23 protein-coding genes are annotated in these 26,842 nt (G+C 71.1%); 9 read left to right on the forward strand and 14 right to left on the reverse strand.

Going from position 1 to position 26,842, the window contains the following annotated elements:
- Positions 1 to 148: 148 nt before the first annotated feature.
- On the forward strand, positions 149 to 1,045 hold the full coding sequence (mmsB, locus tag EAT51_RS17940; protein ID WP_130516817.1) for a 3-hydroxyisobutyrate dehydrogenase: 897 nt from the start codon (positions 149 to 151) through the stop codon (positions 1,043 to 1,045).
- A 239-nt stretch (positions 1,046 to 1,284) separates the two neighbouring features.
- Here mmsB and EAT51_RS17945 read toward each other — a convergent pair whose 3' ends face one another.
- The 9 genes from EAT51_RS17945 to EAT51_RS17985 form a co-directional block, all read right to left on the reverse strand.
- Complete coding sequence (locus tag EAT51_RS17945; protein ID WP_130516819.1) at positions 1,285 to 2,394, reverse strand: DUF4124 domain-containing protein; 1,110 nt, start codon at positions 2,392 to 2,394, stop codon at positions 1,285 to 1,287.
- Positions 2,394 to 3,020, reverse strand: a complete 627-nt coding sequence (locus tag EAT51_RS17950) for a DUF4124 domain-containing protein (protein ID WP_130516821.1) — start codon at positions 3,018 to 3,020, stop codon at positions 2,394 to 2,396. The genes EAT51_RS17945 and EAT51_RS17950 overlap by 1 nt, the downstream gene beginning before the upstream one ends.
- A gap of 54 nt (positions 3,021 to 3,074) precedes the next feature.
- Positions 3,075 to 3,641: an L-threonylcarbamoyladenylate synthase type 1 TsaC gene (gene tsaC, locus EAT51_RS17955; protein ID WP_130516823.1), complete on the reverse strand. Its 567-nt coding sequence runs from the start codon at positions 3,639 to 3,641 to the stop codon at positions 3,075 to 3,077.
- Positions 3,642 to 3,645: 4 nt separating this feature from the next.
- Positions 3,646 to 6,189: a DNA topoisomerase I gene (locus tag EAT51_RS17960; protein WP_130516825.1), complete on the reverse strand. Its 2,544-nt coding sequence runs from the start codon at positions 6,187 to 6,189 to the stop codon at positions 3,646 to 3,648.
- A gap of 165 nt (positions 6,190 to 6,354) precedes the next feature.
- Positions 6,355 to 7,317, reverse strand: a complete 963-nt coding sequence (locus EAT51_RS17965; protein ID WP_130516827.1) for an RDD family protein — start codon at positions 7,315 to 7,317, stop codon at positions 6,355 to 6,357.
- 84 nt (positions 7,318 to 7,401) lie between these two features.
- Positions 7,402 to 8,085, reverse strand: coding sequence for a GYF domain-containing protein (locus tag EAT51_RS17970; protein ID WP_130516829.1), 684 nt, complete (start codon positions 8,083 to 8,085; stop codon positions 7,402 to 7,404).
- A gap of 55 nt (positions 8,086 to 8,140) precedes the next feature.
- Positions 8,141 to 8,614, reverse strand: coding sequence for a DUF494 family protein (locus tag EAT51_RS17975; protein ID WP_130516831.1), 474 nt, complete (start codon positions 8,612 to 8,614; stop codon positions 8,141 to 8,143).
- A gap of 42 nt (positions 8,615 to 8,656) precedes the next feature.
- Entirely contained in the window at positions 8,657 to 9,775 is a 1,119-nt protein-coding gene (dprA, locus tag EAT51_RS17980; protein WP_130516833.1) for a DNA-processing protein DprA, read from the reverse strand.
- Positions 9,776 to 9,849: 74 nt separating this feature from the next.
- Positions 9,850 to 11,007: a LysM peptidoglycan-binding domain-containing protein gene (locus EAT51_RS17985; protein WP_130516835.1), complete on the reverse strand. Its 1,158-nt coding sequence runs from the start codon at positions 11,005 to 11,007 to the stop codon at positions 9,850 to 9,852.
- Positions 11,008 to 11,421: 414 nt separating this feature from the next.
- On the opposite strand from EAT51_RS17985, the gene def reads away from it, so the two are divergent.
- The 5 genes from def to EAT51_RS18010 all read left to right on the forward strand — a co-directional run bounded on the left by def (position 11,422) and on the right by EAT51_RS18010 (position 17,357).
- Positions 11,422 to 11,934: a peptide deformylase gene (gene def / locus EAT51_RS17990; RefSeq protein ID WP_130516837.1), complete on the forward strand. Its 513-nt coding sequence runs from the start codon at positions 11,422 to 11,424 to the stop codon at positions 11,932 to 11,934.
- A gap of 117 nt (positions 11,935 to 12,051) precedes the next feature.
- Complete coding sequence (fmt, locus tag EAT51_RS17995) at positions 12,052 to 12,972, forward strand: methionyl-tRNA formyltransferase (protein ID WP_130516839.1); 921 nt, start codon at positions 12,052 to 12,054, stop codon at positions 12,970 to 12,972.
- Complete coding sequence (gene rsmB, locus EAT51_RS18000) at positions 12,969 to 14,267, forward strand: 16S rRNA (cytosine(967)-C(5))-methyltransferase RsmB (protein ID WP_130516841.1); 1,299 nt, start codon at positions 12,969 to 12,971, stop codon at positions 14,265 to 14,267. Before fmt ends, rsmB begins: the two co-directional genes overlap by 4 nt.
- Before the next feature lie 61 nt (positions 14,268 to 14,328).
- On the forward strand, positions 14,329 to 16,062 hold the full coding sequence (locus EAT51_RS18005) for an ArnT family glycosyltransferase (protein ID WP_130516843.1): 1,734 nt from the start codon (positions 14,329 to 14,331) through the stop codon (positions 16,060 to 16,062).
- A 35-nt stretch (positions 16,063 to 16,097) separates the two neighbouring features.
- Entirely contained in the window at positions 16,098 to 17,357 is a 1,260-nt protein-coding gene (locus EAT51_RS18010; protein ID WP_130516845.1) for an O-antigen ligase family protein, read from the forward strand.
- A 322-nt stretch (positions 17,358 to 17,679) separates the two neighbouring features.
- Here the strand turns inward: EAT51_RS18010 and EAT51_RS18015 are convergent, their stop codons facing one another.
- Positions 17,680 to 18,480, reverse strand: coding sequence for a glycosyltransferase family 2 protein (locus EAT51_RS18015; protein WP_130516847.1), 801 nt, complete (start codon positions 18,478 to 18,480; stop codon positions 17,680 to 17,682).
- A gap of 9 nt (positions 18,481 to 18,489) precedes the next feature.
- On the opposite strand from EAT51_RS18015, the gene EAT51_RS18020 reads away from it, so the two are divergent.
- Entirely contained in the window at positions 18,490 to 19,557 is a 1,068-nt protein-coding gene (locus EAT51_RS18020; protein WP_130516849.1) for a CDP-glycerol glycerophosphotransferase family protein, read from the forward strand.
- 143 nt (positions 19,558 to 19,700) lie between these two features.
- Here EAT51_RS18020 and EAT51_RS18025 read toward each other — a convergent pair whose 3' ends face one another.
- From EAT51_RS18025 to EAT51_RS18040, 4 genes are all read right to left on the reverse strand, one after another.
- Positions 19,701 to 21,194, reverse strand: coding sequence for a PH domain-containing protein (locus tag EAT51_RS18025; RefSeq protein WP_130517615.1), 1,494 nt, complete (start codon positions 21,192 to 21,194; stop codon positions 19,701 to 19,703).
- Positions 21,195 to 21,211: 17 nt separating this feature from the next.
- The gene (locus EAT51_RS18030) at positions 21,212 to 21,745 is read right to left on the reverse strand and encodes a PH domain-containing protein (protein ID WP_130516851.1); all 534 of its coding nucleotides are present in this window, start codon (positions 21,743 to 21,745) and stop codon (positions 21,212 to 21,214) included.
- A gap of 263 nt (positions 21,746 to 22,008) precedes the next feature.
- Positions 22,009 to 23,124 (reverse strand): GTP cyclohydrolase II RibA, encoded by a 1,116-nt coding sequence (gene ribA / locus EAT51_RS18035; RefSeq protein ID WP_130516853.1) that lies wholly within the window; start codon positions 23,122 to 23,124, stop codon positions 22,009 to 22,011.
- 133 nt (positions 23,125 to 23,257) lie between these two features.
- Positions 23,258 to 24,178: a lauroyl acyltransferase gene (locus EAT51_RS18040; RefSeq protein WP_130516855.1), complete on the reverse strand. Its 921-nt coding sequence runs from the start codon at positions 24,176 to 24,178 to the stop codon at positions 23,258 to 23,260.
- A 102-nt stretch (positions 24,179 to 24,280) separates the two neighbouring features.
- On the opposite strand from EAT51_RS18040, the gene dtd reads away from it, so the two are divergent.
- Both dtd and rpoD read left to right on the forward strand, forming a co-directional pair.
- On the forward strand, positions 24,281 to 24,718 hold the full coding sequence (gene dtd, locus EAT51_RS18045) for a D-aminoacyl-tRNA deacylase (protein WP_130516857.1): 438 nt from the start codon (positions 24,281 to 24,283) through the stop codon (positions 24,716 to 24,718).
- A 157-nt stretch (positions 24,719 to 24,875) separates the two neighbouring features.
- A complete protein-coding gene (gene rpoD, locus EAT51_RS18050) occupies positions 24,876 to 26,741 on the forward strand; it encodes an RNA polymerase sigma factor RpoD (RefSeq protein WP_130516859.1) in 1,866 nt (621 codons plus the stop codon).
- The last annotated feature ends 101 nt before the right edge of the window (positions 26,742 to 26,842 follow it).

The raw sequence follows: 26,842 nt of genomic DNA on the forward strand, positions 1-26,842 counted from the left end.
CCTGTAGAGCCGAGCTCGCTCGGCTGGGGCTCTACCGGGAAAGCTCCAGCCAAGCTTGCCCGGCTCCGGCTCTGCCGGGAAAGCCCCAGCCGAGCGAGCTCGGCTCTACAACGCATCGATATCACTATGCCCCGGGAGGGCCTCACCAATGTCACATATCGCCTTCATCGGTCTGGGCAACATGGGCGGGCCGATGGCCGCCAACCTGGTCAAGGCCGGGCACACGCTGTCGGTGTTCGACCTGGCGCCCGCCGCGCTGGAGGCGGCCAAGGCCGCCGGCGCCCACGCCGCCGCCTCGGCCCTCGACACGCTGGACGGCGCCGAGGTGGTGATCTCGATGCTGCCGGCCAGCCGGCATGTCGAAGGCCTGTACCTGGGCGACGGCGGCCTGCTCGACCAGATCCCCGCCGGCGCGCTGGTGATCGACTGCAGCACCATCGCCCCGGCCAGCGCGCGCAAGGTCGCCCAGGCCGCGGCCGCGCGCGGCCTGGCGATGCTCGACGCGCCGGTGTCCGGCGGCACCGCCGGCGCCCAGGCCGGCACGCTGACCTTCATCGTCGGCGGCGAGGCGCAGGTGCTCGAACGCGCCCGCCCCGTGCTGCAGGCGATGGGCAAGAACATTTTCCACGTCGGCACCAGCGGCGCCGGCCAGGTCGCCAAGCTGTGCAACAACATGGCCCTGGGCGTGATCATGGCGGTGACCGGCGAGGCCATCGGCCTGGGTGTGGCGCACGGACTGGACCCGAAGGTGCTCTCGCAGATGATGGCGGTCAGCACCGGGCGCAGCTGGGCCACCGAGGTCTGCAACCCGTGGCCGGGCGTGCTGGAGAACGCACCGGCCTCGCGCGGCTACAGCGGCGGCTTCGGCAACGACCTGATGCTCAAGGACCTTGGCCTGGCGGTGGAGGCGGCCATGGGCGTGGGCGCGACCATCCCGCTGGGCGAACTGGCGCGCAACCTCTACGCCATGAACAAACAGGCCGGCCGCGGCGGCCTGGACTTCTCCAGCGTGGTGCAGCTGATAAGCGACAAGGCGCAGGGCTGAAGCGTTCCTAAAGGCATCGGGCCGTGCCTTGAAGCGCGGTCCAATCTAAAAGCCTTCGCCAACCATCTACCGTCATTCCCGCGAAGGCGAGAATCCATGGACGTCGGCACTGCGCATGAAAGCCGCTGGGTGATCAGGCATGCGCCTGCCGAAACGCACTTCCCGCTTTCGCGGAAATGACGGGTCTTCTTCGCTATTTCGATCCGCGCTTGTCCGCTCTTACTCGCCCGCCGCGCGCCTCATTTGCAATGCGCATCGGTGACGATGCGCTGCACGCGGTCGTAGTCGGCCTTCCTGTCGGCCTGGTTCTCGGGCTTGGCGTAGCGCCAGGCCATCTCGGCCTCGCCCAGGCGCTTGTTCCATGCCGCGCACAGGCGCTGGTCGGGCACGCGGGCGCAGACGTCGTGGATCACCTCGCAGGCGCGGCCCGCGCCGCCGGCCGGGTTGCCGTCCAGGCCGACGGTGTTCAGCGGCGCGCAGCGCGACTGCGGGTTGGCTTCCTCGGTCAGGTAGGTGCCGCTGTCGTAGGTGGTGCACTGGAACAGGATCGGTGGCGCCGAGCCGGTGACCAGCCCGGCCGCGGCCTGGCTGGCCTGCGCGGGCTTGCGACCGGCCAGCGCGTCGGCGGCCGCGTCGTCCTTGTGCAGGGTCGGGTCCTGGATCAGCGTCATGCCGGGAATCGTCTGCAGTACCTGCGTGTCGTCGGCCGCCGGAACGATGGCCGAATCGCGCGCGCGCTCGGCGCCCTGGCGCCCCGCCGCCGGCGCAGCGAATGGAGCGGTCTGCGCCGCGGTTGGCGCCCCCGCCTGTGCCGCCGGCACCGCGGTCGCCGGCGGCGCTGCGGCGGCGGGCTTGTTGCCTGGCAGCGGCATGCTCGCCACGCCCTGCACGGCGCGCTTGTCGGTCTTGCTGCCGGCCGGGCAGGGGCTGTTCTGGACGGTCAGCGCGCCGGTGGCATCGGTGCAGCGGTAGATCGTCGTCGCCGGCCCGGTCGGCGCGGGCGGCATCACGGTCGGATCCGGGGTGGCGCTCAGGTGCAGTGGCGCGGGCGGTGGCCCGGAAGGAGCAGGCAACGCGACCGGCGCCGCCTCGACGCTGCGCGCGGGCGGCGCCGTCGATGCGGCCGCAGGCGCGGGCGCGTTGCGCAGCGAAGATGGCAGCGGCCGGCTCGCCACCTCGCCGACCTGGCGCTTGTCTTCCCTGGTCCCGGCCGGGCACGGCGCGTTCTGCACCGTCATCTCGCCCTTGGCATCGGTGCAGCGGTAGATCGTGGTCTGCGCCAGCAGCGGCCACGCCAGGCCCAGCGCCGTCGCCGCTAGGGCGACGCGCGCCCAGTTCCTCACTCCCATCAACCTGCTCCGCAATCGTTGTCCAGGCGCGCGTCGAGACCGCGCTGCTCGATGTCCAGCGCATGCCGCTCGCTCTGCAGCGCGCTGTGGTACTGGCGCTGGATCTCGTAGCGCCGGTCGCGCAGCCTGTCGCAGACCTCGGCCTGCGGCAGCTGGTGACAGGCGTCGCGCACCCAGGTGTTGCCGACCACCACCGGTCCGCCGGGTCGATGATGGCCGGGCGGGCCCCAGCCGCCGCCGGGATAACCCAGCGACCACAGCGGCACCAGGCGCGGATTCCCGTCGCCATTGTCGCTGGTGTAGCTGCGCCCGTCGTCGCTGGTGCACAGGTACATCGGCCGCGGCGGGGTGCGATAGATCACCACCTGCGCCGGTGCCGGTGGGGCGGCGGGGCGGGCTGGTGAAGCCGGGGCCGCGGGCGAGGCCGGCACCGGCGGCGGATCCTGCGGGCGCAGCATCTCGCGCACTTCCTGGCGCTGGCCCGGCGGGCACTTGGCGTCGCTCAGCGTCACCGTGCCGTCGCGGCCCACGCAGCGGTAGATCGTGACCGGATCGGCCGCGCCCGCCTCACTCGCCGCCAGGGCGGCGAGCACAAGCAACAGCGGCGGCAGCGGTGGGCGCGACATGCGCGCATCTTGCGCGCTGGCCTGCGGGCCGGGAAGTCTCGTCGGGGTGACGGTTCAGTCCCGCAGCACCTGGCCGGTGCGCGCGTCGCGGATCACGCTGGGGCGATCCAGGCCGCCGGTGCGGCCTTCCAGCACGCCGTCCACGCGCGCCAGCAGGCGCAGGTCGAGATCCTCGAACCGGCGCACCGACGGCTCGCCAGCCAGGTTGGCGCTGGTGGACACCAGCGGCCCGCCGAAGGCGTTGCACAGCGCGATCACCTGCGGACGGGCGGTGACGCGCACGGCGATGCCGCTGTGCACGCCGGTGACCCAGCGCGGCGCCTGCGGCGAGGCCGGCACGATCCAGGTGTTGGCGCCAGGCCAGCTGTCGAGCACCGCGGCCTGGCGCGCGGCCGGCAGCGCGTCCCAGTCCAGCAGCGGGGCGAGCTGGTCGCGCTCGGCGGCGATCAGGATCAGGCCCTTGTCGACGCTGCGCTGCTTGATCGCCAGCAGGCGCATCACGGCCGGCTGCGACAGCGGGTCGCAGCCCAGGCCCCACACGCCTTCGGTGGGATAGGCCAGCACACCACCCTCGCGCAGCAGCGCGACGGCGGCGTCCAGGGACAGGGTCGAGACCGGCATGGCGTCAGAACGGTGCGGCGTCGTCGGCCGGCTTCTTCTTGATCACGGTCTTCTTGCCCGAGACCGGCATGGCCTTGGACGAGAGCATCGACACGGCCGGTTCGGGCTGGGCGGCGACCTTTTTCACCGCCTTTTTGGCGGCTTTCTTTGCAGGCGCCTTCTTGGCGGCCTTCTTCGCCGCAGGTTCCTTGGTGGCCTTGGCGCTTTTGGCCGGCGCCTTGGCCGCGGTCTTCTTCGCGCCGAAGCCCTTGCGCACCGGCTTGCCCGTCTCTTCCAGCAGCTTGACCACCTCGTCCAGCGTCAGCGACGCCGGCTCGCGATCCTTGGGGATCTTGCCGTTGAGCTTGCCGTCGGAGATGTACGGGCCGAAGCGGCCGTTGAGCACCTGGATATCGCTGCCGTCGAACTCCTTGATGATCCGGTTGCGCGCGATCTCTTCCTTCTCCTCGATCAGGAACACCGCGCGGGCCAGGTCGATCGTGTACGGGTCGTCTTCCTTCTTCAGCGAGGCATAGGTGTTGCCGCGCCGGGCGAACGGGCCGAAGCGGCCGATGCCGACGCTGACGTCCTCGCCCTTGTCCTGGCCCAGCGCGCGCGGCATCAGGAACAGCTCCAGCGCCTCGTCCAGGGTGATGGTGTGCATCGACTGGCCCGGGCGCAGCGAGGCGAACTTGGGCTTCTCCTCGGCGTCCTCGGCGGTGCTGCCGATGGCCGCGTACGGCCCGAACCGGCCCAGCCGCACGCTGACCGGCTTGCCGGTCTTGGGATCGGTGCCCAGCTCGCGCGCGCCGCTGGCCTCGGCGCGGTCGACCGATTCCTTCTTCTCGTCCACCAGCTGGATGAAGGGCTCCCAGAAGCGCGTCATCAGCGGCACCCAGTCCTCCTCGCCGCGGCTGACCGCATCCAGCTCGTCTTCCATCTTGGCGGTGAAGTCGTAGTCCACGTAGCGGGTGAAGTGCCCGGACAGGAACTTGCTGACCGCCCGGCCGACATCGGAAGGCCGGAAGCTGCGGCCTTCCATCTCCACGTACTTGCGGAAGATCAGGGTCTGGATGATCGAGGCATAGGTGGAGGGACGGCCGATGCCGTACTCCTCCAGCGCCTTGACCAGCGCCGCTTCGGTGAAGCGCGGCGGCGGCTGGGTGAAGTGCTGCTCGGCGTTGATGCGGTCCAGCGGCACCGTGTCGCCCGGCTTCATCGCCGGCAGCTTGCGGCCTTCGTCCTCGTCCTCGGCGCTCTTGGTGTCCTTGCCTTCCTCGTACACGGCCAGAAAGCCGGGCACCACCACGGTGGTGCCGCTGGCGCGGAAGGCGTGCTGGCTGCCGGCGGCCAGCTCGACGCTGACCGTGTTGAGCGTGGCCGGGATCATCTGGCAGGCCACCGCGCGCTTCCAGATCAGCTCGTACAGGCGGCGCTCGTCGTCGGACAGGTAGCGCGACACCTGCGCGGGCGTGCGCAGGGCCGAGGTCGGGCGCACGGCTTCGTGCGCTTCCTGGGCGTTCTTGGACTTGGTCTGGTAGGTGTTGGGCTTGTCCGGCAGCGAGGCGGTGCCGTAGTCGCGGGCGATGACGTCGCGGATCTCGTCCAGCGCGTCCTGCGAGAGGTTCACCGAGTCGGTACGCATGTAGGAGATCAGGCCGACCGTGCCTTCCTCGCCGATGGCCACGCCCTCGTACAGCTTCTGCGCCACCTGCATGGTCTTGCGCGTGGTGAAGCCCAGCTTGCGCGAGGCCTCCTGCTGCAGGGTCGAGGTGGTGAACGGCGGGGCGGGGCGACGCTTGCGCTCCTTGCTCGCCACGTCGGTGACATGCAGCGAGCCCTGCGCGGCCTGCTGGATGCGCAGGCGCGCGGCCTCGGCCGTGTCGCCGTCGGTGACCGTGAACTGCTCGAACTTCTGCCCGTCCAGCTTCACCAGCTTGGCGCTGAAATGCTGGCTGGGATGCGCGCACTCGGCGGCGATGGACCAGTACTCGCGGGCGACGAAGGCTTCGATCTCCTCCTCGCGCTCGACGATCATGCGCAGCGCCGGGCTCTGCACGCGGCCGGCCGACAGGCCGCGCTGCACCTTGCGCCACAGCACCGGCGAGAGGTTGAAGCCCACCAGGTAGTCCAGCGCGCGGCGCGCCTGCTGCGCATCGACCAGGTCGGCGGCGATGCTGCGCGGCTTGGTCATGGCCTCCTTGATCGCGCGCGGCGTGATCTCGGTGAATACCACCCGGTGCATGGGCTTGCCCTGGACCAGGTTGCGTTCCTTCAGGATCTCGGCGATGTGCCAGCTGATCGCCTCGCCCTCGCGGTCCGGGTCGGTCGCGAGATAGATGTCGTCGGCCGCCTTGGCCGCCTTGGCGATCGCATCGACGTGCTTCTCGTTCTTTTCGATCAGGTCGTAGCGCATGGCGAAGCCGTTGTCCGGATCGACCGCGCCCTCCTTGGGCACCAGGTCGCGCACATGCCCGTAGCTGGCCAGGACGGTGAAGTCCTTGCCGAGGTATTTGTTGATCGTCTTGGCCTTGGCGGGCGACTCGACGATGAGCAGGTGCTTGGGCATTGGCTGGGGAGGTTCGATGCGGGCCGTGCGGGGCGGCGAGTGTGGGGCAGATCGGGGGAGGACAGAAGGCGACGCCCGGTCCTTTCGGCCCCGGGCGTTCAGCTTGTGGCTTTTTATAGTGGAATCACGGCCATGGTCCGGCTGTCAAGCCGGCCCGGTCGCGGCTCACCGGTGGCTCATGGCCGCACCGATGCCCGCGAACACCATGATGGCCACGTAGCCGAGCAGCACCAGACCGGCCAGGACCAGCATGGTGATGGTCACCGCGCCCAGCTCGCGGCGCTGGCGTTCGGGGTGGGCGGTGAAGGCCCAGCGGTCCACCACCAGGGTGTCGCTCATCATGTCGTGCAGGCCCTGCTTGCGCGCGGTGATGCCGCTCATGATGGCCGAGGCGAGCAGGGTCAGGTTGCAGGTCACCGCGCCCAGCAGCACCAGCCCGGCGAACCGGCCGAAGCTGCGCAACACCGAGATCCGCTCGCCGTTGGAGCGCACCACCTTGATGCCCACCGCCAGCTTGCCCAGCGTGGCCTGGCTGCCGGAGGCGTGCATCAGGGTGAAATAAGCCGCCTGCACAAGGAAGGGCACCAGGTAGAACAGCAGGACGAAGGTCACGCCCAGCATCGGCGCGCGCCCGGCCTCCATGTCCGAGAACAGATGGCCGCCGATGCCCATGACCGCCACCACGATCGCCAGCACCGCCAGCATCACCGCGCCGACGATCAGGCCGTCCAGCATCGAGGCGGCGAAGCGCTTGAGGAAGCCGGCGTAGACGATCTCGCCGCCGTCGACCACGTCCTGCTCGCGGGCGATGGTGGCGCGCGGGGCGGCGTAGGGCGAGGCCGGTTCGACCGTGGCCCCTGGTACGGCCGAGCGCCAGTCGGCGTTGGCGGGCGGGGTGGGTTCGGCGGCGAATGGCGCCGGCTCCGCCGGCGGCGGCGCGACCGGCGCGTCGCCCAGCAGGCCCAGCTCGGCCGCGTGCCGGCCCAGCGGCTGCCAGTCGGGCAGCCCTTCGCGCCAGACCAGCGCGTCCTGGCCGATGCGGCCGGCGTTGAAGGCCTGGGCCAGCGCGGCCGCGTCCATCGGGCCGTGACGCTGGCGGTCACGGTCTGCGTAGTACCAGTTCGACATGCGATCCCCGTGTTGCTTCCAATTCCCCGGGCGCCACGTTAACCCAGGCGGGTGGGCGAACCCAGGCCCTGCCCGGGAGGGGCGCTAGCGCCCGCCGGCGCGGCACTGGGCCGGCAGCTGGCGGCGCGGCAGTTCCGAGCGGCAGCGCCAGCCGCCCGCGCCATCGGCTTCCAGCCAGATCCGTTTGCCGTCCAGGCGCGCCTGTCCGGGCCTGCGCAGGACGATCTCCAGCCCGCAGGCGCCGCTGGCCGGGAACTTGCCGATTGTGATCGCCGAGACCGCGCGCCCTGCGTAATCGCCAGGTGCGCGGAAAGGCGGCTGGCCATTGGCCGGACAGGATCCCGACGGTGCCTGGGCGATGGCCTGCTGGACCTGCGCCTGCACCGGTGCCGCCTCGCTCAGGGCCTGGGCGATCACTGATCGGGTGAGGTAGTCCTGGTAAGCGGGGAACGCGATGGCGGCCAGGACGGCGATCGGCGCAAGGCAGGCCAGCGCGACGATCGCGGCGATCGCCCAGCCGGACAGGCCGCGCCGGGCGGGCGTGCGCTGGGCTGAGGACGCGGCCGCCAGCGGCGGAGGGGCGGGCGGAAGCGCAGGACCCAGGCCCAGCTCGGGCCGCAGGGTCGACAGCGGGTGCCATTGGGCCAGACCTTCGCGCCATAGCAGCGATTGCTGGCCGAGCGTCCCGTCGCGCAGCAGACGCAGGATGTCTTCGGTCGGCACCGGACCCTCGGTCCGGGCCTCGTGCCGGTAATACCACTGACTCATCGATTCTCCCCGCGTCCCTGCGCGGCCTGCGCCTGGGCGCAGGCCGGTTGATCGGTCAGTGCACCGGCTCCGGCTCGTCGGCGAACATCTGGGTTTCCATCCAGGCGTAGGCCGCTTCCGACCCCGGCTGGTTGAACAGCACCATCAGCACGACCCACTTGAGGTCGTCCAGATCCAGTTCGTCCTGGTCCAGCGCCATGGCGCGGTCCAGCACCAGCTCGCGCTGGTCGGCGTCCAGGATGCCGTGCTGCTCGAGGAACATCAGGAAGCCGCGGCCTTCCACGTCCAGCTTCTCAAGCTCCAGGCCGTGGAAGATGCGGATCGGGCCGTCCACGCGCGGCTCGCCGGCACTGGGCCGCTGCTCGGCCAGCGCATCGAGCCAGTCGAAGGCTTTATTGATTTCGGTGGGGCTGAAACCGGCCTGGATCAGGCCGTTCTGGAGGGAGTCGCGGTCGCGGACCGGATCGGCGTCTTCGGTGAAGTAATGTTCGAACAGGTATAGCAGGACGTCCAGGATGCTCTCTTTCATTGCCCTCGGCCTGTGCTCAAAAGCACTGTGGAGGTGGGAAAACTACGATCTGCGTGCGTAACGGCCATGTTGGACCGCCACCTGCCCATCCAGTTCCATGACCAGCAGCATGGAGGACACTTCAGCGGTCGTCAATCGGGTCCGCGCGACGAGTTGATCCATACCGGTTGGGTCGTGGCCAAGCGCTTCCCACAAGCGCTGGTAGTCGGGGTCCAGGTGCGTCCTGGCGGGATCGTCCCCTGGATGGGGGCGGCCGCCGGGTGCCGCAAGGCCCCTGGCCAGGTCGCCGGCGGCCTGGGCCAGGCCTTCGAGGATTTCCCGGGGGTGCTCGATCAGGGTCGCCCCGTCGCGGATCAGGCGATGGCAGCCGCGCGCCATCGGGTTGTGGATCGAACCGGGCAGGGCGAAGACCTCGCGTCCGGCCTCGGCCGCCAGGCGGGCGGTGATCAGCGCGCCTGAACGCTCGGCCGCCTCGATCACCACGGTGCCCAGCGCCAGCCCGGCCAGGACCCGGTTGCGGCTGGGGAAGTGCGGCGCCCGCGCCCGCGTGCCGGGCGGGAACTCGCTGACCACCGCGCCGCGCTCGGCCAGGCGCGCGCGCAGGCGGGCGTGGCCGGCCGGATAGGCCAGGTCCGGCCCGGTGCCGACCACCGCCACCGTGCGCCCATCGGCTACCGCCAGCGCGGCCTCGTGCGCGGCGGCGTCGATGCCGGCGGCCATGCCGCTGAGCACCGCCCAGCCGGCCGAGGCCAGCGCATGGGCGAAGTCGGCGGCGTTGTCGCGGCCTCCGGCGGTGGGCGCGCGGCTGCCGACCACCGCCACGCCGGGGTGCCAGAGCAGGTCGGCGTCGCCTTCGACGAACAGCGCCAGCGGCGGCGAGACCGTCTGTGCCAGCAGCGGTGGGTAGTCGGCATGCCCCCAATGGAGCAGGCGCCGCCGCGGCCCGGCCAGCCAGGCCAGGCAGCGCGCCAGGGCCGCGGCGCAGGGGGCGGCCAGGCGCGCACAGCGCTTGGCCTCCAGCCCGGCCTGGCTCCAGGCCGAGGGCCCGGCGGCCAGCGCGGCGGCGGCGCTGCCATGGGTCTCGACCAGCTGCCGGCGTGGCGCGGTGGCGCCGCCCGCGAGCACCAGGGCCAGCCAGGCGCGGGTGTCTTCATCGTCCATGGCCGCCAGCGTGGCCCAGGAAACGACGACGGCGCCCTCGGGCGCCGTCGTGGTGTTGCGTAGGAAAAGTCGGATCAGTCGACGCTGGCGGTGGCCGTGTTCGGCATGCCGGCGTCCGGGTCGCGCAGGAAGTAGCCCACGCGCGAGGGCGCTGAGCCTTCCATGATCAGGCCGTAGCTGACCTTCTCGTAGGTCTTGAAGATCATCACGTGCGCGGTGTACTGGTCGGGCAGCTTGTTGCGGCCCTGGCCCGGCTTCTTGGTCTCGGCGATGCGCGAGGTCGAGCCCTTGAACGGGTCGAGCTTGTAGCTGCCCGGGCGCCACACCGACAGCACCGTGCCGTTGTCCAGGCCTTCGCGGCTACCGCCGGACAGGGCGACCACGTCGTGCGCGCCGCCGTAGGACAGCGTGTCGGAGATCGACATGATGCGCACCTTGCCGTCCACCAGCGGGGTGCGCGGCGGATGCGGGAAGAACTGCAGGTCGAAGGGCTGGGCCTCGACCGGGATCAGGCGATCGCCGGCGCGGACCTCGCGACCATTGCCTTCCAGATGCAGCGTGGTGGCGTTGCCCTCCGGATCGACCGCGGTGACGGTGCCGATGGCCATCTGCTCCAGCTCGTAGCCGAGGAAGTCGTCGTTGTCGTTCGGGGCCTGGAACTCCTTCCACAGGTTGCCCTCGCCGAGCGTGCGCTCGCCGCGGTAATCCAGGTCGGTGCTGGGCTTGGGCTCGTCGTAGTACTTGGTCGGCCGCACCACGGCGTAGCGCTGGCCGACCTGCGGGGCTTCCAGGTCGACGGCATAGACGTCCTGGCCGCCGAAGGCGCGCAGGCGGTCGTCCTGCAGGCCGGCGATGTAGGGCAGATCGTCGATGCTGTCGACCACGCGCAGGTGGCGCAGGAAGGGCTCGATGTCCGACAGCGGCACGCCGGTGATCGGCGCGTCCTGACGCGGGCCCGGCTTGACCTGGGCCTGGGCCACGCGGTCCAGATAGGCCAGGCTGATCACATCGCCGGGGTAGATAAGGTGCGGGTTGGCGATCTGCGGGTTGGCCTGCCAGATCTCCGGCCACAGCCAGGGCTTCTTGAGGAAGCGCGCCGAGATATCCCACAGCGTGTCGCCCTTGCGCACCACGTAGGTGTCGGGGTGGTTGCCGGCGAATTCTTGGGCCGTGGCGAAGGCGGCAAGGGTCAGGAACGCGACAGCCACAGCTGTGCGGCATTGTTTGAACATGGCGGTATGTACCTGATTCCCCTACAGGTGGTCGCCACTATAGTCCAGAAAAAGCCCGCCGACGCAAGCGATGGTGGGGGGGCGCTGCGCGGGGGCTTGTCCTCTGGCGGCGGGTGGGTCTCGCCGCCCTCGGGCGCGCCCGGGACAAGGAAGCGCGAGGAAGTGGACTTGGGTCCACGACCGAGCAATGACGCCGTCACAGGCCTGCTCCCGGGGGTGGCCCTTCGGGTTGAGTCGGCAGGACGGCCACGGTCGAGAGGCGCGCTGTGAAATGCGCTACGGTCCGTCCCGCGTCATGCGCTGCGCTCGACTGCCCTGCCGGCCCGACGCGGCCTACCCGGTGCTGGAGGACAAGCCCTACAATGTGCGGTCCGTCGCCGGACCGCATCCCGGCCTCCCCACCAGGTGCTCGCCATGGCCCAGTTGCCCATCCTCGAATTCCCCGATCCGCGCCTGCGCACCAAGGCGGTGCCCGTGCGCGCGGAGCAGATCGCCGAACCGGCGTTCCAGACCCTGCTCGACGACATGTTCGAGACCATGTACGAGGCACCGGGCATTGGCCTGGCCGCCAGTCAGGTGGACGTGCACCAGCGCTTCATGGTCATCGACGTGAGCGAGGAGAGGAACGCCCCGCAGGTGTTCATCAACCCGGAGATCCTGGACAAGGCCGGCGAGCAGGTCTACCAGGAGGGCTGCCTGTCGGTGCCCGGGATCTTCGCCGACGTGACCCGCGCCGATGCGATCACGGTGAAGTTCCTCGACCGCACCGGCGAGGCGCAGCAGCTGCGCGTGGACGGCCTGCTGGCGGTGTGCATCCAGCACGAGATGGACCACCTGGACGGCAAGCTGTTCGTCGATTACCTGTCCCCGCTCAAGCGCGAGATGGTCAAGAAGAAGCTGGCCAAGGCGCGACGGAATGCGGCATGAGATGACGCCGGGGCGCGGGTCTTCGGACCTGGGAACCGGCCGGTCGGTCCTGCCGACGCATCAGCCACGCACGCGTCCCCCGTCTTTCGCTCCGAACCCAGAGTTGCGCCTCTCCGCATGAAGATCGTTTTTGCCGGCACGCCGGATTTCGCCGTGCCGTCGCTGCGCGCGGCCGTGCGCCACAATGAAGTGGTCGCCGTCTACACCCAGCCCGACCGTCCCGCCGGGCGCGGGCGCGGGCTCACCGCCTCGCCGGTCAAGCTCGAGGCGATCAAGCGCGGCATCCCCGTGCTGCAGCCCGAGACGCTGCGCAACCCCGAGACCCAGGCCGCGCTGCGGCTGATGGCGCCGGATGTGATGGTGGTGGTCGCCTACGGCCTGATCCTGCCCAAGGCCGTGCTGGAGATCCCGCGCTACGGCTGCTGGAACGTGCACGCCTCGCTGCTGCCGCGCTGGCGCGGCGCCGCGCCGATCCAGCGCGCCATCGAGGCCGGCGACACCGAGAGCGGCGTGTGCCTGATGCAGATGGAGGCCGGCCTGGACACCGGGCCGGTGCTGCTGTCGCTGTCCACGCCGATCTCCGAGACCGACACCGGCGGCCAGCTGCACGACCGCCTGGCCGAGCTGGGCGGGCAGGTGCTGGCCGACGGCCTGGGCCTGCTGCGCGCCGACATGCGTCCGGTGCCGCGGCCGCAGCCCGCGGAAGGGGTGACCTACGCGCACAAGCTGGACAAGGCCGAGGCGCGGCTGGACTGGACCCAGCCGGCGCAGGTGCTGGCGCGCAAGGTGCGCGCCTTCGTGCCATGGCCGATCGCGGAAGGCCAGGTGGCCGGCGAACGCCTGCGCATCCACGGCGCCATCGCCATCGACCTGGCCCATAACGCCGCGCCCGGCACGCTGCTGGCCGCCACCCGCCAGGGCCTGGACATCGCCTGTGGTCAGGGTGCGCTGCGCCTGCGCGTGGTCCAGCGCGAGGGCGGCAAGGCGATCACCGCCGCCGACTACCTCAACGCGCGCCGCGATCTGTCCGGCGCATGAGCAGCCAGGCCGGCGTGGTGGTGCGGGTCACGGCTGCCCGCGTGCTGGACGCGGTGCTGCATCGCGGCCGCTCGCTCAAGGCCGAGCTGGCCACCGCGCTGCCGCAGCTGGCCGATCCGCGCGATCGCGCGCTGCTCGAGGCGATCTGCTTCGCCGCGCTGCGCCGGCGCACGGCCTACAACGCGGCGCTGAGCGGCTGGATGCCGCGCCCGCTGCAGGCCAGGGACAACGAACTGCGCGCGCTGCTGCTGGCCGGCCTGGCCCAGCTCGACGCGCTGCAGCTGCCGGCGCACGCGGCGCTGTCGGCCACGGTCGAGGCGGCGCGCACGCTGGGCCGGCCGCACCAGGCCGGCATGGTCAACGCGCTGCTGCGCCGCGCCCAGCGCGAAGGCGTGCCGGCGGCCGATGCGTCGGCGGCCTGGCCGCAGTGGCTGCAGCAGCGCATCCGCACCGATTGGCCAGCGCAGGCCGATGCGCTCTTCGCCGCCAGCGCGCAGGCCGCGCCGCTGTGGCTGCGGGTCAACCGGCGCATGAGCGGCCGCGACGCCTATCGCACGCAGCTGGCCGAGGCCGGGATCCAGGCCGAGACCGTCGCCGCCTTGCCCGACGGCCTGCGGCTGGCCGAATCGACCGCCGTCGGCGGCCTGCCGGGCTTCGACTCGGGCGTGGTGTCGGTCCAGGACGGCTCGGCCCAGCAGGTCGCCGATCTGTTCGCCCTGGCCGACCAGGCGCGGGTGCTGGACGCCTGCGCCGCGCCCGGCGGCAAGGCCGCGCATCTGCTCGAACGCCAGCCGGGCCTGCGGCTGACGGCGCTCGATGTGGATGCGCGCCGCCTGCGCCGGGTCGAACAGACCCTGCAGCGCGTCGGCGCGACGGCCACGCTCAAGGCGGCCGACGCCAGCAATCCGAGCGTCTGGTGGGACGGGGTGCCGTTCGATGCCGTGCTGCTGGACGCGCCGTGCTCGGCCACCGGCATCGTGCGCCGCCAGCCCGACGTGCTGCTGCATCGCCGGCCCGAGGACATCGCCGCGCTGACCGCGCTGCAGGCGCGCCTGCTGGACGCGGCCTGGGCGGTGCTCGCGCCGGGCGGCACGCTGGTGTATGCGACCTGCTCGCTGCTGGCCGCGGAGAACGCCGAGCAGATCGAGGCCTTCCTCGCGCGTCACGACGCCGCGCAGCTGCACGATCCGGGTGAAGCCTTCGGCCACCCCAGCGGCGGCGGGCGCCAGCGCCTGACCGGCGAGGACGGCATGGATGGCTTCTTCTATGCCCGTCTGCGCAAGGCCGCCGCCTGAGCCGACGGCGCGCCTCGCCTCACCACGGCGTTCCGACATCGCCTCGCTATCATCCCGCGCCATGCGTCCCATGACTTACGCCAAGACCCGCTCGCTCGATACCTGGTTGCTGTTCATCACCGCCTTGCTGGTCATCGGTGCGGGCATCGGCCTGCGCGATCCGTGGCCGGCCGACGAGCCGCGCTTCACACTGGTCGCCAAGCACATGGTGGAGAGCGGCGACTGGCTGTTCCCGCATCGCGGCGTGGAGCTGTACTCGGACAAGCCGCCGATGCTGATGTGGCTGGAGGGGCTGTTCTTCCTGCTCACCGGCAACTGGCGCGTGGCCTTCCTGATGCCCTCGCTGCTGGCCACGCTGGGCGCGATCTGGTGCGTCAAGGATCTGGGCCAGCGGCTGTGGACGCGCAAGGTCGGGCTGTACGCGGGCTGGGCGCTGCTGTTCGCCTTCCAGTTCACTTATCAGGCCAAGCGCGCGCAGATCGACGCGCTGGTGCTGGGCATGATCACACTGGCCAACTACGGCCTGCTGCGGCATCTGCTCAAGGGGCCGGACTGGAAGATGTGGGTGCTGGGCTGGTTCTTCGCCGGCCTGGGCACGATCACCAAGGGCGTGGGCTTCCTGGCGCTGCTGAGCATCGTGCCGGCGGCGGTGATCTCGGTGCGCGGCTGGCCTGGGGTCAAGGTGTGGGCCGGCGACCGGCGCTTCTGGCTGGGGCCGCTGGCCTTCCTGGTGGCGGTGTCGATCTGGCTGGTGCCGATGGTGACCACGGTGCTGCTGTCGGGCGATCCGGAACACCGCGCCTACCTCAACGACATCCTGCTGCGGCAGACCGCCAAGCGCTATGCGCGCTCCTGGGACCACCCGCAGCCGTGGTGGTATTTCCTGCAGGTGCTGCTGATGTGGGCGCCGACCATCCTGGCGCTGCCCTGGGCGATCGCGCCGTGGGCGCGGCGCCTGCGCCTGCGCCGCGATCCGCGCTATCTGGTGCCGCTTGCGTGGTGGCTGATCGTGATGGTGTTCTTCTCCATCCCGCACGGCAAACGCGACGTCTACATCATGCCGGCGCTGCCGATGCTGTGCCTGGCGCTGGCGCCGCTGCTGCCGGGCCTGCTGCGGCGGCGCGACGTGCGCGGGGTGCTGCATGCGTTCACCGCGGTGCTGGTGCTGGCCACGCTGGGGATGGGCATCGCGATGCTGACCGGCGAGCCCTCTTTCGAACGCGGCCTGCATCGCGACCGCGACCTGGACCAGGCCGCGACCCATGCGCTGGCCTGGATCCTGGTGGCGATCGGCACCTGGGGCCTGGGCAGCCTGCTGGCGTTCTGGCGACGGCCGGCGGTGGCGATGTGCTCGACCCTGGGCGCGACCTGGGTCCTGTACGGGATGGTGGTGTGCCCGTTGCTCAACGATTCAAGCTCCGCGCGTGGGGTGATGCGCGAGGTGGCCCAGGCCATCGGTCCGCAGGCCGAGCTGGGCCTGGTGGCCTGGAAGGAGCAGAACCTGCTCATGAGCCAGTCCAACACCACCACCTTCGGCTTCCGCAAGCTGTGGAAGGACCAGCTGCGCGAGGGCCTGGCCTGGCAGGCGCAGGCGCCGCAGCGGCGCTGGCTGCTGGTTCAGGACATCGCCCTGCCGGCCTGCATCGACCGCGGCGTGGCCCGGCACGCGGGGCAGGCCGGTCGCCGCGGCTGGTGGCTGGTGCCGATGGCCGCGCGCACGGGCTGTCCGGCCTCGCCGGAGATTCCGTTCGACGATTCGGCGCGCAAGGCGCAGGTCGAGGCCCAGGGTGAGTAACGCGATGTTGTGGATGACTGGCGTACACGGGCCCGATGCCGAACGCGCCTGAGCGGACATCGCTGCGGTTCCAGCCCTTTCCCGCCTCGCCGCGGCTGCGCGCCGCGCGCGCGCTGTACACGCTGGCCCTGGTGCTGCTGCCGTTCTGCCTGATCGCCACGCCCCTCGGCCTGTTGCCGGCGGCGGTGTGCACGCTGCTGGCGGTGCTGCTGGCGCCGGACCGGATCTGGGCGGCGCGCTTGGATGCCGGCCGGCCGCTGCTGTGGATGCTCCTGGCCGTGGCGCTGGTCGCCGTGGTGGTGAGCACCTCGACGCTGATCCACCACGACCGCTGGAGCGAGGCTGGCAACCGCGGACGCGTGCTGGTGATGCCACTGGCCATGCTGCTGGTGATCGGCCTGGCGCCGCCGCGGGCGGCGCTGTGGAGCGGCGCGGTGCTGGGCCTGTTCGGCGCCTGCGCGGTGGCGCTGGTCCAGCTGTGGCAGGGCGTGGCCCGCTCCGATGGCTGGATCAATGCCATCACCTTCGGCGACCTGACGGTGCTGCTGATGGGGCTGGTGGTGTTTCTGCGGCCGTCCGGGCGGCTGCTGCTGACCATCGCGGCCACCTGCGCCGGCCTGGTGACGGTGGTGCTGAGCGGCACGCGCGGGGCCTGGCCGGCGGCGCTGCTGGTGCTGGTCATCGCGCTGATCTCGCGCGCCAACGGCGGCAAGGCGCGACGCTGGGAATTCCTGGCGCTGGCGGGGCTGGCGGTCGTGGCCCTGGCCGCGCTGCTGCCGCATGTCAGCCAGCGGGTGGAGGAACTGCGCGGCGACATCCAGCGCTATGCGGTGGGCGATGCGGATTCGTCCTCCGGGGCGCGCATCGAGCTGATCGGCATGGCCGTGGACGAGCTCCAGCGCCAGCCGTGGACCGGCGTGGGCGTGGGGCATTTCGAACGCGTGGTGCTGGCCTCGCCCGAGTGCCAGCCGCCCGAGCCGCTGAGCTGGTGCGACCTGGACCACGCGCACAGCGACTTCCCCGAATGGGGCGCGACCATGGGCATTCCCGGCATCGTCGCGCTGCTGGCGCTGTACGGGGTGCCGGCTTGGCTGTTCGTACGCCAGCTGCGGATGCGGCCGTTCCCGCGCCGCTCGCGCAGCGCCGCGCTGGCCGGGCTGATGACGGTGGTGTCCTTCGTGCTGTGCGGGCTGAGCCAGTCGATGTGGGCCCACCAGCTCAGCGGCGGCGCCTATCTGACGCTGGTCGGCATCCTGCTGGGCTTCAGCCTGCGCGAGGATCCGCGGAAGGGCTAGGGCCTGTCATCAACTCCTGGGTGGGTCGCGTTGGCGCTGCAAGGCCGTCAGGTTTGCGCCGCGTGGCGCAGGCCTGACTGGCCGTCAGGTCAAGCCGCGCGGCGCGAAGATGGCGGCCTTGCAGCGCCAACCCGAAGGGCCGCCCTTGCGCGCACCCGGGACTGCGTCATTGCTCGGTCGTGGACGGACGTCCACTCCCTCCCGCTTCCTTGCCCCGGGCACGCGCAAGGGCGGCGCGCCCCACCCAGGAATTGATGACAGGCCCTAGGGGCGAGGCGTGCGTGGAGCGGAGGAAGCATGTGCTCTCCTCACTGCTCTGCGCTCACTTCTGCTTCCCCACCGGCTGCCCGTGCTGCAGCAGCCACAGCATGATCGCCTTCTGCCGCACGTAGTTGGCGCGCACGTAGGCGTAGACCAAGCCGCGCCAGCCGTCCAGGAAGCCGAGCCGGAACACATAGCCGCGCCAGAAGCGCCACGCCGGCGACACCACCAGCTTGGCCAGCGAGGCACGCTTGCCGCGGGCGAACTCGTGCTCGGCCATCATCTGCGCATAGCGCTGGGTCTTGGCCAGTTGCTGCTCCAGCGAGCGGTACGGGTAGTGGATCAGGTCGCCGGCCAGCGTGCGGACCGGGCCCTCGACGCTGGCGGCCTCGTGGATCTCGCGCTGGCCGCGCCAGCCGCCGCGCCGGCGGTCGAACAGCCGCAGCACCCGGTCCGGATAGGCGTTGCCGTGACGCAGGAAGCGGCCGAAGTAATCGGACAGCCGGTTGAAGCGATAGCCCGCCGCGCCGGCGAAGCCGCCCTCGCGCGCGGCCTCGATCGCCGCGCGCAGCTTCGCGTCCACGCGCTCGTCCGCATCCAGGCACAGCACCCAGTCGTGCGCGGCGCTGCGCACCGCGAAGTCCTTCTGGCTGCGATAGCCCTCGAAGTCGCGCAGCAGCGCGCGCGCGCCGCGGGCCTGGGCGATGGCGACCGTGGCATCGGTCGAATGCGAGTCCACCACCACGCACTCGTCGCAGAAGGTCAGCGAGTCCAGGCAGTCGCCGATGCGATCGGCTTCGTTGAACGTGATAATGCAGGCCGAAATGCGCGGCCGCGGGTCGTGTGGCGACGTCAAGGACATAACACGCTCATGGCCGACTACCTGCTGTTTGCGACCGAACGGTACGCCCTGCCTATTCTGGCGCCTCTGGCCCAGGCGCTGCACGCGTCCGGACAGCAGGTCCACGCGTGGTTCGAAGGCAACGCGCGTGGGCTGGAGACGCAGGTGGCGCCGTGCGTGCGCCCGGTCGATCTGAAGGGCGCCGTGGCGCTGCGCCCGCGCGCGGTGTTCAGTGCGGCCAACTGGGTGCCGCCCTTCGTGGCCGGCGCCAAGGTGCAGCTGTTCCATGGCTTCAACGTGGAGAAGCGCGCCGACGGGCGCGGCCATTTCCGCGTGCGCGGGCTGTTCGACCTGTACTGCACGCAGGGGCCGGCCACCACCGCGCCGTTCCGCGCGCTGGCCGAGCGCGAAGGGCACTTCGCCGTGGCCCAGACCGGCTGGCCCAAGCTCGATCCGCTGTTCCGCGACGATGGCGGCGCCAGCGCCGCGCTGCGCGCGCCGGCGGGCGAGCGGCCGGTGATCCTGTTCGGTTCGACCTTCACCGAACGCCTGAGTGCCGCGCCGGTGCTGGTCGACCAGATCGCCGCCGACATCGCGCGCGGCCAGCGCTACTGGCTGCTGACCCTGCATCCCAAGTGTCCGCCGGCGCTGTTCGATCGCTACCGCGCGCTGGCCGGTGCCAACGCTGCGTTCGTCGAGCCCGAGCAGGTGATGGCCGCCCAGCGCGCGGCCGATGTGCTGGTGTCGGATACCTCCTCGATCGTCTCGGAGTTCGTCGTCCAGCACAAACCGGTGGTGACCCTGCGCAACCGCGCGCCCAAGCCGCACATGCTGGATTTCGACGACCCGGCGCAGCTGCCGGCGCAGCTGGAGCGCGCGCTGCAGCCAGCGCCGGCGCTGATGGAGGCGATCGTGCGCTATGCCGATTCGATCCATCCCGATCGTGATGGCTTCAGCGCCGAGCGGGTGATCGCCGCGACCGAGGACTTCATCGCCGGCGAGCTGGGCGTGCTCGGGCCCAAGCCCTTCGCCGCACGCCTGCGCGCCCTGCAGATCCGCAAGGATCTGGGCTACTGGGGACCCGGCGCCCGGCCCTGACCCACCTGTAGAGCGGAGCTTGCTCCGCTGGAGCCTTCCTCCGCGAGCCGAACGAAGAGCAGCGGAGCAAGCTCCGCTCTACAGGCAGGCCGCTGCGAGATTTGAGGAGACAGTTGCTTCCACCCTGCCAAGCGATGGCTTCCTCACCAGCGCAGCCGGCGCCGTGCCAGGGTGGCGGTGAGCTGATCGTGCAGGGCGCGGGCCTGGTCCAGCGGCATCAGGCGCAGCTCCAGGCGCGGTCCCTGGTGGGCGGCGCCGGCCGAATCGAGCAGCAGCGTGGCCGTGCCGCAGCGGCGGTCCAGCGGCGAGCGGCTCAGGCGCAGCGCCTGCAGCTTGTCCACTTCGGCGAAGCGCCACCAGCGCGTCCACCAGCCGCCGCGCACGGCCACCAGGCGTGTGTCCACGCTCCAGGCCATGTGCTGCATCTGCCGCCGCGCCTTGAACGCCGACCAAGGCCACCACGCCAGCACGACCAGCGCCAGCACATCCAGCAGCGGCCACAGCGCCGCGGCCAGGACGATCAGCCAGAACGCCGGCCACAGGCACAGCCGCCACCATTGCCCGACCGGCATCGCATGCCACTGCGCCGGTGGCCACTGCGCGTCGGGCAGCAGGTGCTGCAGCAGCGCATCGCAACGTTCTGGCGTGGCCAGCGGCACCAGTTCGCGGATCGCGCGGTCCTGTTCGTTGGAGCTGCCGACCACGGCGGTGTCGATGTCCAGGCTGCGCCGCCCGAAGCAGCGATGCAGCACGCCCTCGCGCAGCGTCCAGGATTGGATCCGGCGCCGCGCCGCGCTGGAGCGCACGCGCGCCAGCAGGCCGCGTTCGACGGTCAGGCGCTGCTGCGCTTCGCTCAGGCGGAAGCCGTGGTACTGCAGCGCCGCCAGCGCGATCGACAGCGCCCGCAGCAGCGCCAGCGCCAGCAGCAGCACGCTGGTCGCGGTCAGCAGCCAGGTCAGCCAGCCCAGGTGCAGATGGCTGGCGAAGCCGAACGCCTGCCGGCCGTAGCGTTCGATCGCATCGGCGACCACGCGCTGCGGGAACAGCTGGTACAGCGCGCCGGCCGTGGCCGCCATCGCGATCATGCCGCGGTTGGAGATCAGGCCCAGGCGCACGATCTCGCCGGCGCCCAGGGCCAGCAGGGTGGTGCCTTCCTGCGCCTCGGGCACGGCCTCGGCACCGGCCTGGCCGCGATGGCGCACCAGCGACTCCAGCGCCAGCGCCTGGTCCAGCCGTAGTACGCGCATCTGCGCTTCCGGCTTGCTACCGCCGGCCGACTCCAGGCGCAGCTCGGCCACGCCGAACAGCCGGTGCAGCAGGCTCTGATGCACCGCCACGTTGTGGATGCGGGCGAAGGGAATCTCGCGCCGGCTGCGGTTGAGCAGGCCGCTGCGGATGCTCAGGCCATCGGCGCCGATGCGGTAGCGGTAGGTCAGATAGCGCAGCAGCGAGGTGCCGACCAGGATCGCCATCACCACCAGCGTGGCGACACGGTTGTAGCGGTCCGAGTCGCCATCGCGCCCGCCCCCGAACACCACCAGCACGAGCAGCGGCAGCAGGAACTGCTTGAGCTGCTGGAGCAGCACGAACAGCCACGACCACGGATGCAGGCGCTGGTCGCGCGGACCGCGCTGCATGGCGTCAGGCGGCGCGCTCACAGCGCGTCGTCGTCGCGGTCGAGCTGGTGCGCCAGGCGCTCGCGCAGGCGCTCGGCATCGCGCTGGTCCAGCCCGGAGACCGACACCGCGTTCAGCCGCGTGCCGGCGGTATGCACCACCAGCGTGGCCAGCCGCGCGGCGCGATCCAGCGGACCGCGGCGCACGTCCAGATGCTGCACGCGCGAAATCGGCACATGGGTCTCGCTGCGCCACAGCCGGCCCTGCATCAGCGCGAAGCCCTGCGCGTCCAGCCGCCAGCGGATGAAGCGATGGCGGCGATAGGCGATCACCGCCGCGCCCAGCGCGATCACCGCGACCGCGATCGCGCCCTCGTCCAGCCAGGGCGTCAGGCCCGGCGCGGACAGCCAGGCCACGCCCAGGGCGAAGGCGCCGGCCACCAGCGTGCCGATGAAGGCGCCGAGCGCGGCCAGCCCGGCGCCGCGCGGCGGCAGCGCCTGCCAGCCATCGGGCAGCGCGGTGGCGGGTGCGGGTGGCGGAGCAGTTTCGGGAAGCGGAGGCGAGGACGACACGCGGAGCCTGGACGGGGAGGGCGGGAGCTAAGCGCCGCCGAGTCTAGAGCGTGCGGTGGCCCCGGAGGTGAGCGCGAGGCCGTCTCAGGACACCTCGACCCGGTGTCGCGCCCTCGGCCCAGGCGTCTTCGCCGCTTGCGCGACCCGCGCACTCCCTACCGTCGTTCCCGCGAAAGCGGGAACCCATGGACCTTACGCACAACTTCCCAAAGCACTGGATCCCCGCTTTTCGCGGAAATGACGATCGTGAAAGCCGCCAGCAATCAGGACAGCGAAGACAGCAGCGCGTCCACATCCAGCGCGTGCCCGGCACGGGCGGCCTTGGTGCGCAGGTACTGCTCGTTGTCGGTGGTGATGCGGCCGGTGACCGGCAGGCGTTCGACCACCTCCACGCCGACCGCGCGCAGGCGCTCGACCTTGGACGGGTTGTTGCTCAGCAGCCGCACCTGATGCACGCCCAGGCCGCGCAGCATGGCCGCGGCGGTGCCGTAGCGGCGCTCGTCCGGGCCGAAGCCCAGCAGCGCGTCGGCATCGATGGTGTCCAGGCCCAGGTGCTGGTAGCCGTAGGCGCGCATCTTGGCGGCGATGCCGGTGCCGCGGCCTTCCTGGTCCAGGTACAGCAGCACGCCGCCGCCCAGCTCGGCCAGCTTGGCCAGGCCGTTGCGCAGCTGGTCGCCGCAGTCGCACTTGAGCGAGCCGAACAGGTCGCCGGTCAGGCACGAGGAATGCACCCGCACCGGCACCGGCCGGCTGAAGTCCGGGGTGCCGACGATGATCGCCACCTGATCGCGCTGGGCCACGCCGCCGCGGAACACCACGAAGCGTGCATCGCCCAGCCCGCGCAGCGGCACGCGCGTGCTGGCGACTTCCTCCCAGTCCTGCCCGGCGTCGGCCTGGCCGGCCTCGACCTGGTCCAGGGTGATGGCCAGACAGGCGTCGAACGGACCGGCCTGCGCGTCCAGGTCGTGCACCACCAGCGCCGGCAGCAGCAGCCCCAGGCGCGCCAGCTGCAGCCCGGCGGCATCGCGCGCGTTGGCCGGGTGCCAGGCGTCGCCGTGCGGCTGGGCCGGCAGATAGCTCAGGTCGGCGAGCTGATCGAAGCGCCCGTCCAGCGCCAGGCGCGCCCCCTGCGGCGCGTCCAGGCCGAGCACGCCGGCGCGGATCGGCCCGATCGACAGCGTCGCCCGCCTGCCGCTGGCCTCCAGGAAGCCGTGGAAGCTGTCCGGGGACGCGGTGTCCACCGCCAGCACGGCGGTCTGCCTGCCCTGCGCATCGACCACGCGCAGCGGCCGGCCCGCGCGCAGCTCGGCGGCCGCCCGCTCGCACGCCACGGCGGCGGGATGGCCGAACAGGGCGAGGTGGAGGTGGGAAGCGGTCATGGCGGTCGGAATCAGCGGCGGGGCGAGAAACGGGAGGCGGCGTGCGATGGGGCCAATGCGGCCTGGACAGGCATTTTCGCCGATCCGCCGTGCGGCGGCGGCCACGCCAGCGGAACGATGCGGGTCTGGGCCGTCAGTGCGGGTGCCTGGCGGTCCAGTAGGGGTCGGTCTGGCCACTGCCTGGCGGGCGCAGCGTGTAGCGCTTGTAGGTCCACTGGTACTGGGCCGGATCGCGCCGGGCCACGCGCTCGATCTGCGCGTTGAGCAGCGCCGTGCCCGCCACCGGGTCCGCATCGCCGATGCCCGGCGGGGTCGGCTCGACGTGCAGGGCGAAGTCCAGCCCGCTGCCTACGCGCTCGCACCAGCCCAGCAGCACGATCGCGCCGGTGCGCTCGGCCAGGCGGTTGACCAGGGTCATGGTCAGCGCCGGCACGCCGAAGAACGGCACGAACACGCCGTCGCCGGCCTTGGGCTGCTGGTCGGGCAGGATGCCGACCGCGCCGCCTTCCTTGAGCACCTTGAACAGCTGGCGCACGGCCGGGCCCTCGGCACGCACCTGACGGATGTTCTCCGCCCCGCGCACGCGCTGCAGGAAGGCGTCGCCGGCGGCCGAGGCCGGCGGCTTGTAGACGATGGCGATGTCCCCGCGCGAGGCCAGCCACTGGTTCAGCAGCTCCCAGTTGCCGAAATGCGGCGCGGCCACGATCACCCCGCGCCCGGACTTAAGCGCCGCGTCGTACAGGTCCTGGCCGTGGCGCTGGCGCAGGTGCTCGTCCAGGTTCCGCGCGTGCGGTCGGGTCCAGAAGCGCAGCGTCTCCAGCGCCTGGCGCGCGGTGCCGCGCAGGATGCGCCGGTGCAGATCGGCGCGCTGGCTGGGCAGCAGCTCGGGATAGGCCAGCTCCAGGTTGCGGCGGGCCACCCGGCTCTCGCGCGCGTCCAGCCGGCCCCAGGTCCAGGCCAGGGCATCGGCGAGGCGGCGCAGCAGCGGCCAGGGCAGGGAGGTGAGGGCGGCGGCGGCGCGGTAGGCGCCAGCGGCCAGCAGGTGCGGCTTCATCGTGCCAGTCTATCGGCGGTGTCAACCGGGCGGGGATTGCAAAGCCCGGCCCCCGTCCGCACCTTGGGCGGCCGAGACCGGTGCCCGAGGAGTTTCAAGCCGATGTTGTCGCTGATCCAGCGGGTGACCCGCGCCAGCGTGACGGTGGACGGCCAGACCGTCGGCGCGATCGGCCCCGGGCTGCTGGCCCTGGTCGGGCTGGAGCCGGGCGACGGCGAGGCGCAGATCCAGCGCATGGCCCAGCGCCTGCTGGGCTACCGGGTCTTCGCCGACGACGCCGGGCGGATGAACCGCTCGCTGACCGACACCGGCGGCGGCCTGCTGCTGGTCAGCCAGTTCACCCTGGCGGCCGACACGGCCTCGGGCATGCGGCCCAGCTTCACCACCGCCGCCCCGCCGGAAGAGGCTGAACGCGGCTTCAACCGGCTGGTGGAGGTCTGCCGGGCGCGGCACGGGGGGGTGGAAACCGGGCGTTTCGGCGCCCATATGGTGGTGGACCTGGTCAACGACGGCCCGGTGACTTTCCTGCTGCGGCCCTGAGCTGCTGCAAATGTGTCAAGACGCGAAAGCGTCAAATCTCGCGGCCCAGGGATATGGGCGCGCGGCGGCGCGGTGACCTGGCTGGTGAACTATTTGCAGCCAGGCGCGGTATAATACGTGGTTCTCCAGACCTTTCTTTTAGGCGGCGCAAGCACTCATGGCCAACGAACGTCCTGCCCAGGCATCCGACATCAAGCTGCTGATCAGCAAGGGCCTTGAACAAGGCTACCTGACCTATGCCGAGGTCAACGATCACCTGCCTGACGACATGGTCGATCCGGAGCAGATCGAAGACATCATCGGCATGATCAACGGCATGGGCATCCAGGTCCATGAAGTGGCGCCGGATGCCGAGACCCTGCTGCTGGCCGGCGAGGCCAGCGGCAACCGCGAGGTCGACGAGACCGCCGCCGAGGAAGCCGCCGCCGCGCTGACCTCGCTGGACACCGAGGGTGGCCGCACCACCGACCCGGTGCGCATGTACATGCGCGAGATGGGCACGGTCGAGCTGCTGACCCGCGAGGGCGAGATCGCCATCGCCAAGCGCATCGAGGAAGGCCTGGGCCAGGTGCAGGCCTCGCTGGGCCTGCTGCCGTCGATCGTGGACATGGTCCTGGAGGACTACGAGCTGCACAAGGCCGGCAAGAAGCGCCTGGCCGAGGTGGTCGTGGGCTTCAACGACATCGTCGAAGAGCCGGAGGCCCCCGCGGTCGAGGCGACCGACGTCAGCGACGCCGATGCCGATGCCGACACCGACGACGAGGATGAGGACGAAGAGGGCGGCGCCGAAGAGGAAGCCGGCCCGACCGGTCCGGACCCGGAGGAAGTGGCGCGCCGCATGGAAGTGATGGCCGCCGCCATGGCCAAGTTCAAGAAGGGCTACGCCAAGAGCGGCGCCGACAGCAAGACCGGCGCCAAGCTGCGCGCCGAGATGGCCGAAGTGTTCGTCACCCTGAAGCTGCCGCTGGCCCTGACCGACAACCTGGTCAAGCACGTGCGCGACGTCCTGCAGCAGATCAAGGACCAGGAGCGCCGCGTGCTGCACCTGTCCACGGTCACCGCCAAGATGCCGCGCAAGGACTTCATCCGCTCCTGGGAAGGCAACCAGACCAACCTGGAGTGGGTCGACGAGGCGCTCAAGCGCAAGCAGAAGTGGTCTTCGGGCCTGCGTGAGGTCAAGGACCAGATCATCGCCCAGCAGCAGGCCACCATCGAGGTGGAGCAGGCGATGTACCTGACCCTGGCCGACCTGAAGGACATCAGCCGGCAGATGGCCTACGGCGAGGCCAAGGCGCGCAAGGCCAAGAAGGAAATGGTCGAGGCCAACCTGCGCCTGGTGATCTCCATCGCCAAGAAGTACACCAACCGCGGCCTGCAGTTCCTGGACCTGATCCAGGAGGGCAACATCGGCCTGATGAAGGCGGTGGACAAGTTCGAATACCGCCGCGGCTACAAGTTCTCGACCTACGCCACCTGGTGGATCCGCCAGGCGATCACCCGCTCGATCGCCGACCAGGCGCGCACCATCCGCATCCCGGTGCACATGATCGAGACGATCAACAAGCTCAACCGCATCTCGCGCCAGATGCTCCAGCAGTACGGTCGCGAGGCCACGCCGGAGGAGCTGGCCAAGGAGATGGACATGCCCGAGGACAAGATCCGCAAGGTCATGAAGATCGCCAAGGAGCCGATCTCCATGGAGACCCCGATCGGCGACGACGAGGACTCGCACCTGGGCGACTTCATCGAGGACACCAACGTGGAGTCCCCGATCGAGAACACCACCAACATCAACCTGATGGAAACGGTGCGCGACGTGCTGGCCGGGCTGACCCCGCGCGAGGCCAAGGTGCTGCGCATGCGCTTCGGTATCGACATGAACACCGACCACACCCTGGAAGAGGTCGGCAAGCAGTTCGACGTCACCCGCGAGCGCATCCGCCAGATCGAGGCCAAGGCGCTGCGCAAGCTGCGTCATCCCTCGCGCTCGGAGACGCTGCGCAGCTTCCTGGACATCGACTGATCCAGGCCAGGCGCGGGACCGTCCAGGCCCCGCGACGCGATCCACGACAGGCCCGCCATCGGCGGGCCTGTCGCGTTCTGCGGCGGCGGCGCGCGCGCCGT

The organism is Pseudoxanthomonas winnipegensis (assembly GCF_004283755.1).
GTDB lineage: Bacteria > Pseudomonadota > Gammaproteobacteria > Xanthomonadales > Xanthomonadaceae > Pseudoxanthomonas_A > Pseudoxanthomonas_A winnipegensis.

Coding starts and splice junctions, on each gene's coding strand:
- mmsB (WP_130516817.1), top strand. CDS start 149: ATGTCACATATCGCCTTCATCGGTCTGGGCAACATGGGCGGGCCGATG.
- EAT51_RS17945 (WP_130516819.1), bottom strand. CDS start 2,394: ATGGGAGTGAGGAACTGGGCGCGCGTCGCCCTAGCGGCGACGGCGCTG.
- EAT51_RS17950 (WP_130516821.1), bottom strand. CDS start 3,020: ATGTCGCGCCCACCGCTGCCGCCGCTGTTGCTTGTGCTCGCCGCCCTG.
- tsaC (WP_130516823.1), bottom strand. CDS start 3,641: ATGCCGGTCTCGACCCTGTCCCTGGACGCCGCCGTCGCGCTGCTGCGC.
- EAT51_RS17960 (WP_130516825.1), bottom strand. CDS start 6,189: ATGCCCAAGCACCTGCTCATCGTCGAGTCGCCCGCCAAGGCCAAGACG.
- EAT51_RS17965 (WP_130516827.1), bottom strand. CDS start 7,317: ATGTCGAACTGGTACTACGCAGACCGTGACCGCCAGCGTCACGGCCCG.
- EAT51_RS17970 (WP_130516829.1), bottom strand. CDS start 8,085: ATGAGTCAGTGGTATTACCGGCACGAGGCCCGGACCGAGGGTCCGGTG.
- EAT51_RS17975 (WP_130516831.1), bottom strand. CDS start 8,614: ATGAAAGAGAGCATCCTGGACGTCCTGCTATACCTGTTCGAACATTAC.
- dprA (WP_130516833.1), bottom strand. CDS start 9,775: ATGGACGATGAAGACACCCGCGCCTGGCTGGCCCTGGTGCTCGCGGGC.
- EAT51_RS17985 (WP_130516835.1), bottom strand. CDS start 11,007: ATGTTCAAACAATGCCGCACAGCTGTGGCTGTCGCGTTCCTGACCCTT.
- def (WP_130516837.1), top strand. CDS start 11,422: ATGGCCCAGTTGCCCATCCTCGAATTCCCCGATCCGCGCCTGCGCACC.
- fmt (WP_130516839.1), top strand. CDS start 12,052: ATGAAGATCGTTTTTGCCGGCACGCCGGATTTCGCCGTGCCGTCGCTG.
- rsmB (WP_130516841.1), top strand. CDS start 12,969: ATGAGCAGCCAGGCCGGCGTGGTGGTGCGGGTCACGGCTGCCCGCGTG.
- EAT51_RS18005 (WP_130516843.1), top strand. CDS start 14,329: ATGCGTCCCATGACTTACGCCAAGACCCGCTCGCTCGATACCTGGTTG.
- EAT51_RS18010 (WP_130516845.1), top strand. CDS start 16,098: ATGCCGAACGCGCCTGAGCGGACATCGCTGCGGTTCCAGCCCTTTCCC.
- EAT51_RS18015 (WP_130516847.1), bottom strand. CDS start 18,480: ATGTCCTTGACGTCGCCACACGACCCGCGGCCGCGCATTTCGGCCTGC.
- EAT51_RS18020 (WP_130516849.1), top strand. CDS start 18,490: ATGGCCGACTACCTGCTGTTTGCGACCGAACGGTACGCCCTGCCTATT.
- EAT51_RS18025 (WP_130517615.1), bottom strand. CDS start 21,194: ATGCAGCGCGGTCCGCGCGACCAGCGCCTGCATCCGTGGTCGTGGCTG.
- ribA (WP_130516853.1), bottom strand. CDS start 23,124: ATGACCGCTTCCCACCTCCACCTCGCCCTGTTCGGCCATCCCGCCGCC.
- EAT51_RS18040 (WP_130516855.1), bottom strand. CDS start 24,178: ATGAAGCCGCACCTGCTGGCCGCTGGCGCCTACCGCGCCGCCGCCGCC.
- dtd (WP_130516857.1), top strand. CDS start 24,281: ATGTTGTCGCTGATCCAGCGGGTGACCCGCGCCAGCGTGACGGTGGAC.
- rpoD (WP_130516859.1), top strand. CDS start 24,876: ATGGCCAACGAACGTCCTGCCCAGGCATCCGACATCAAGCTGCTGATC.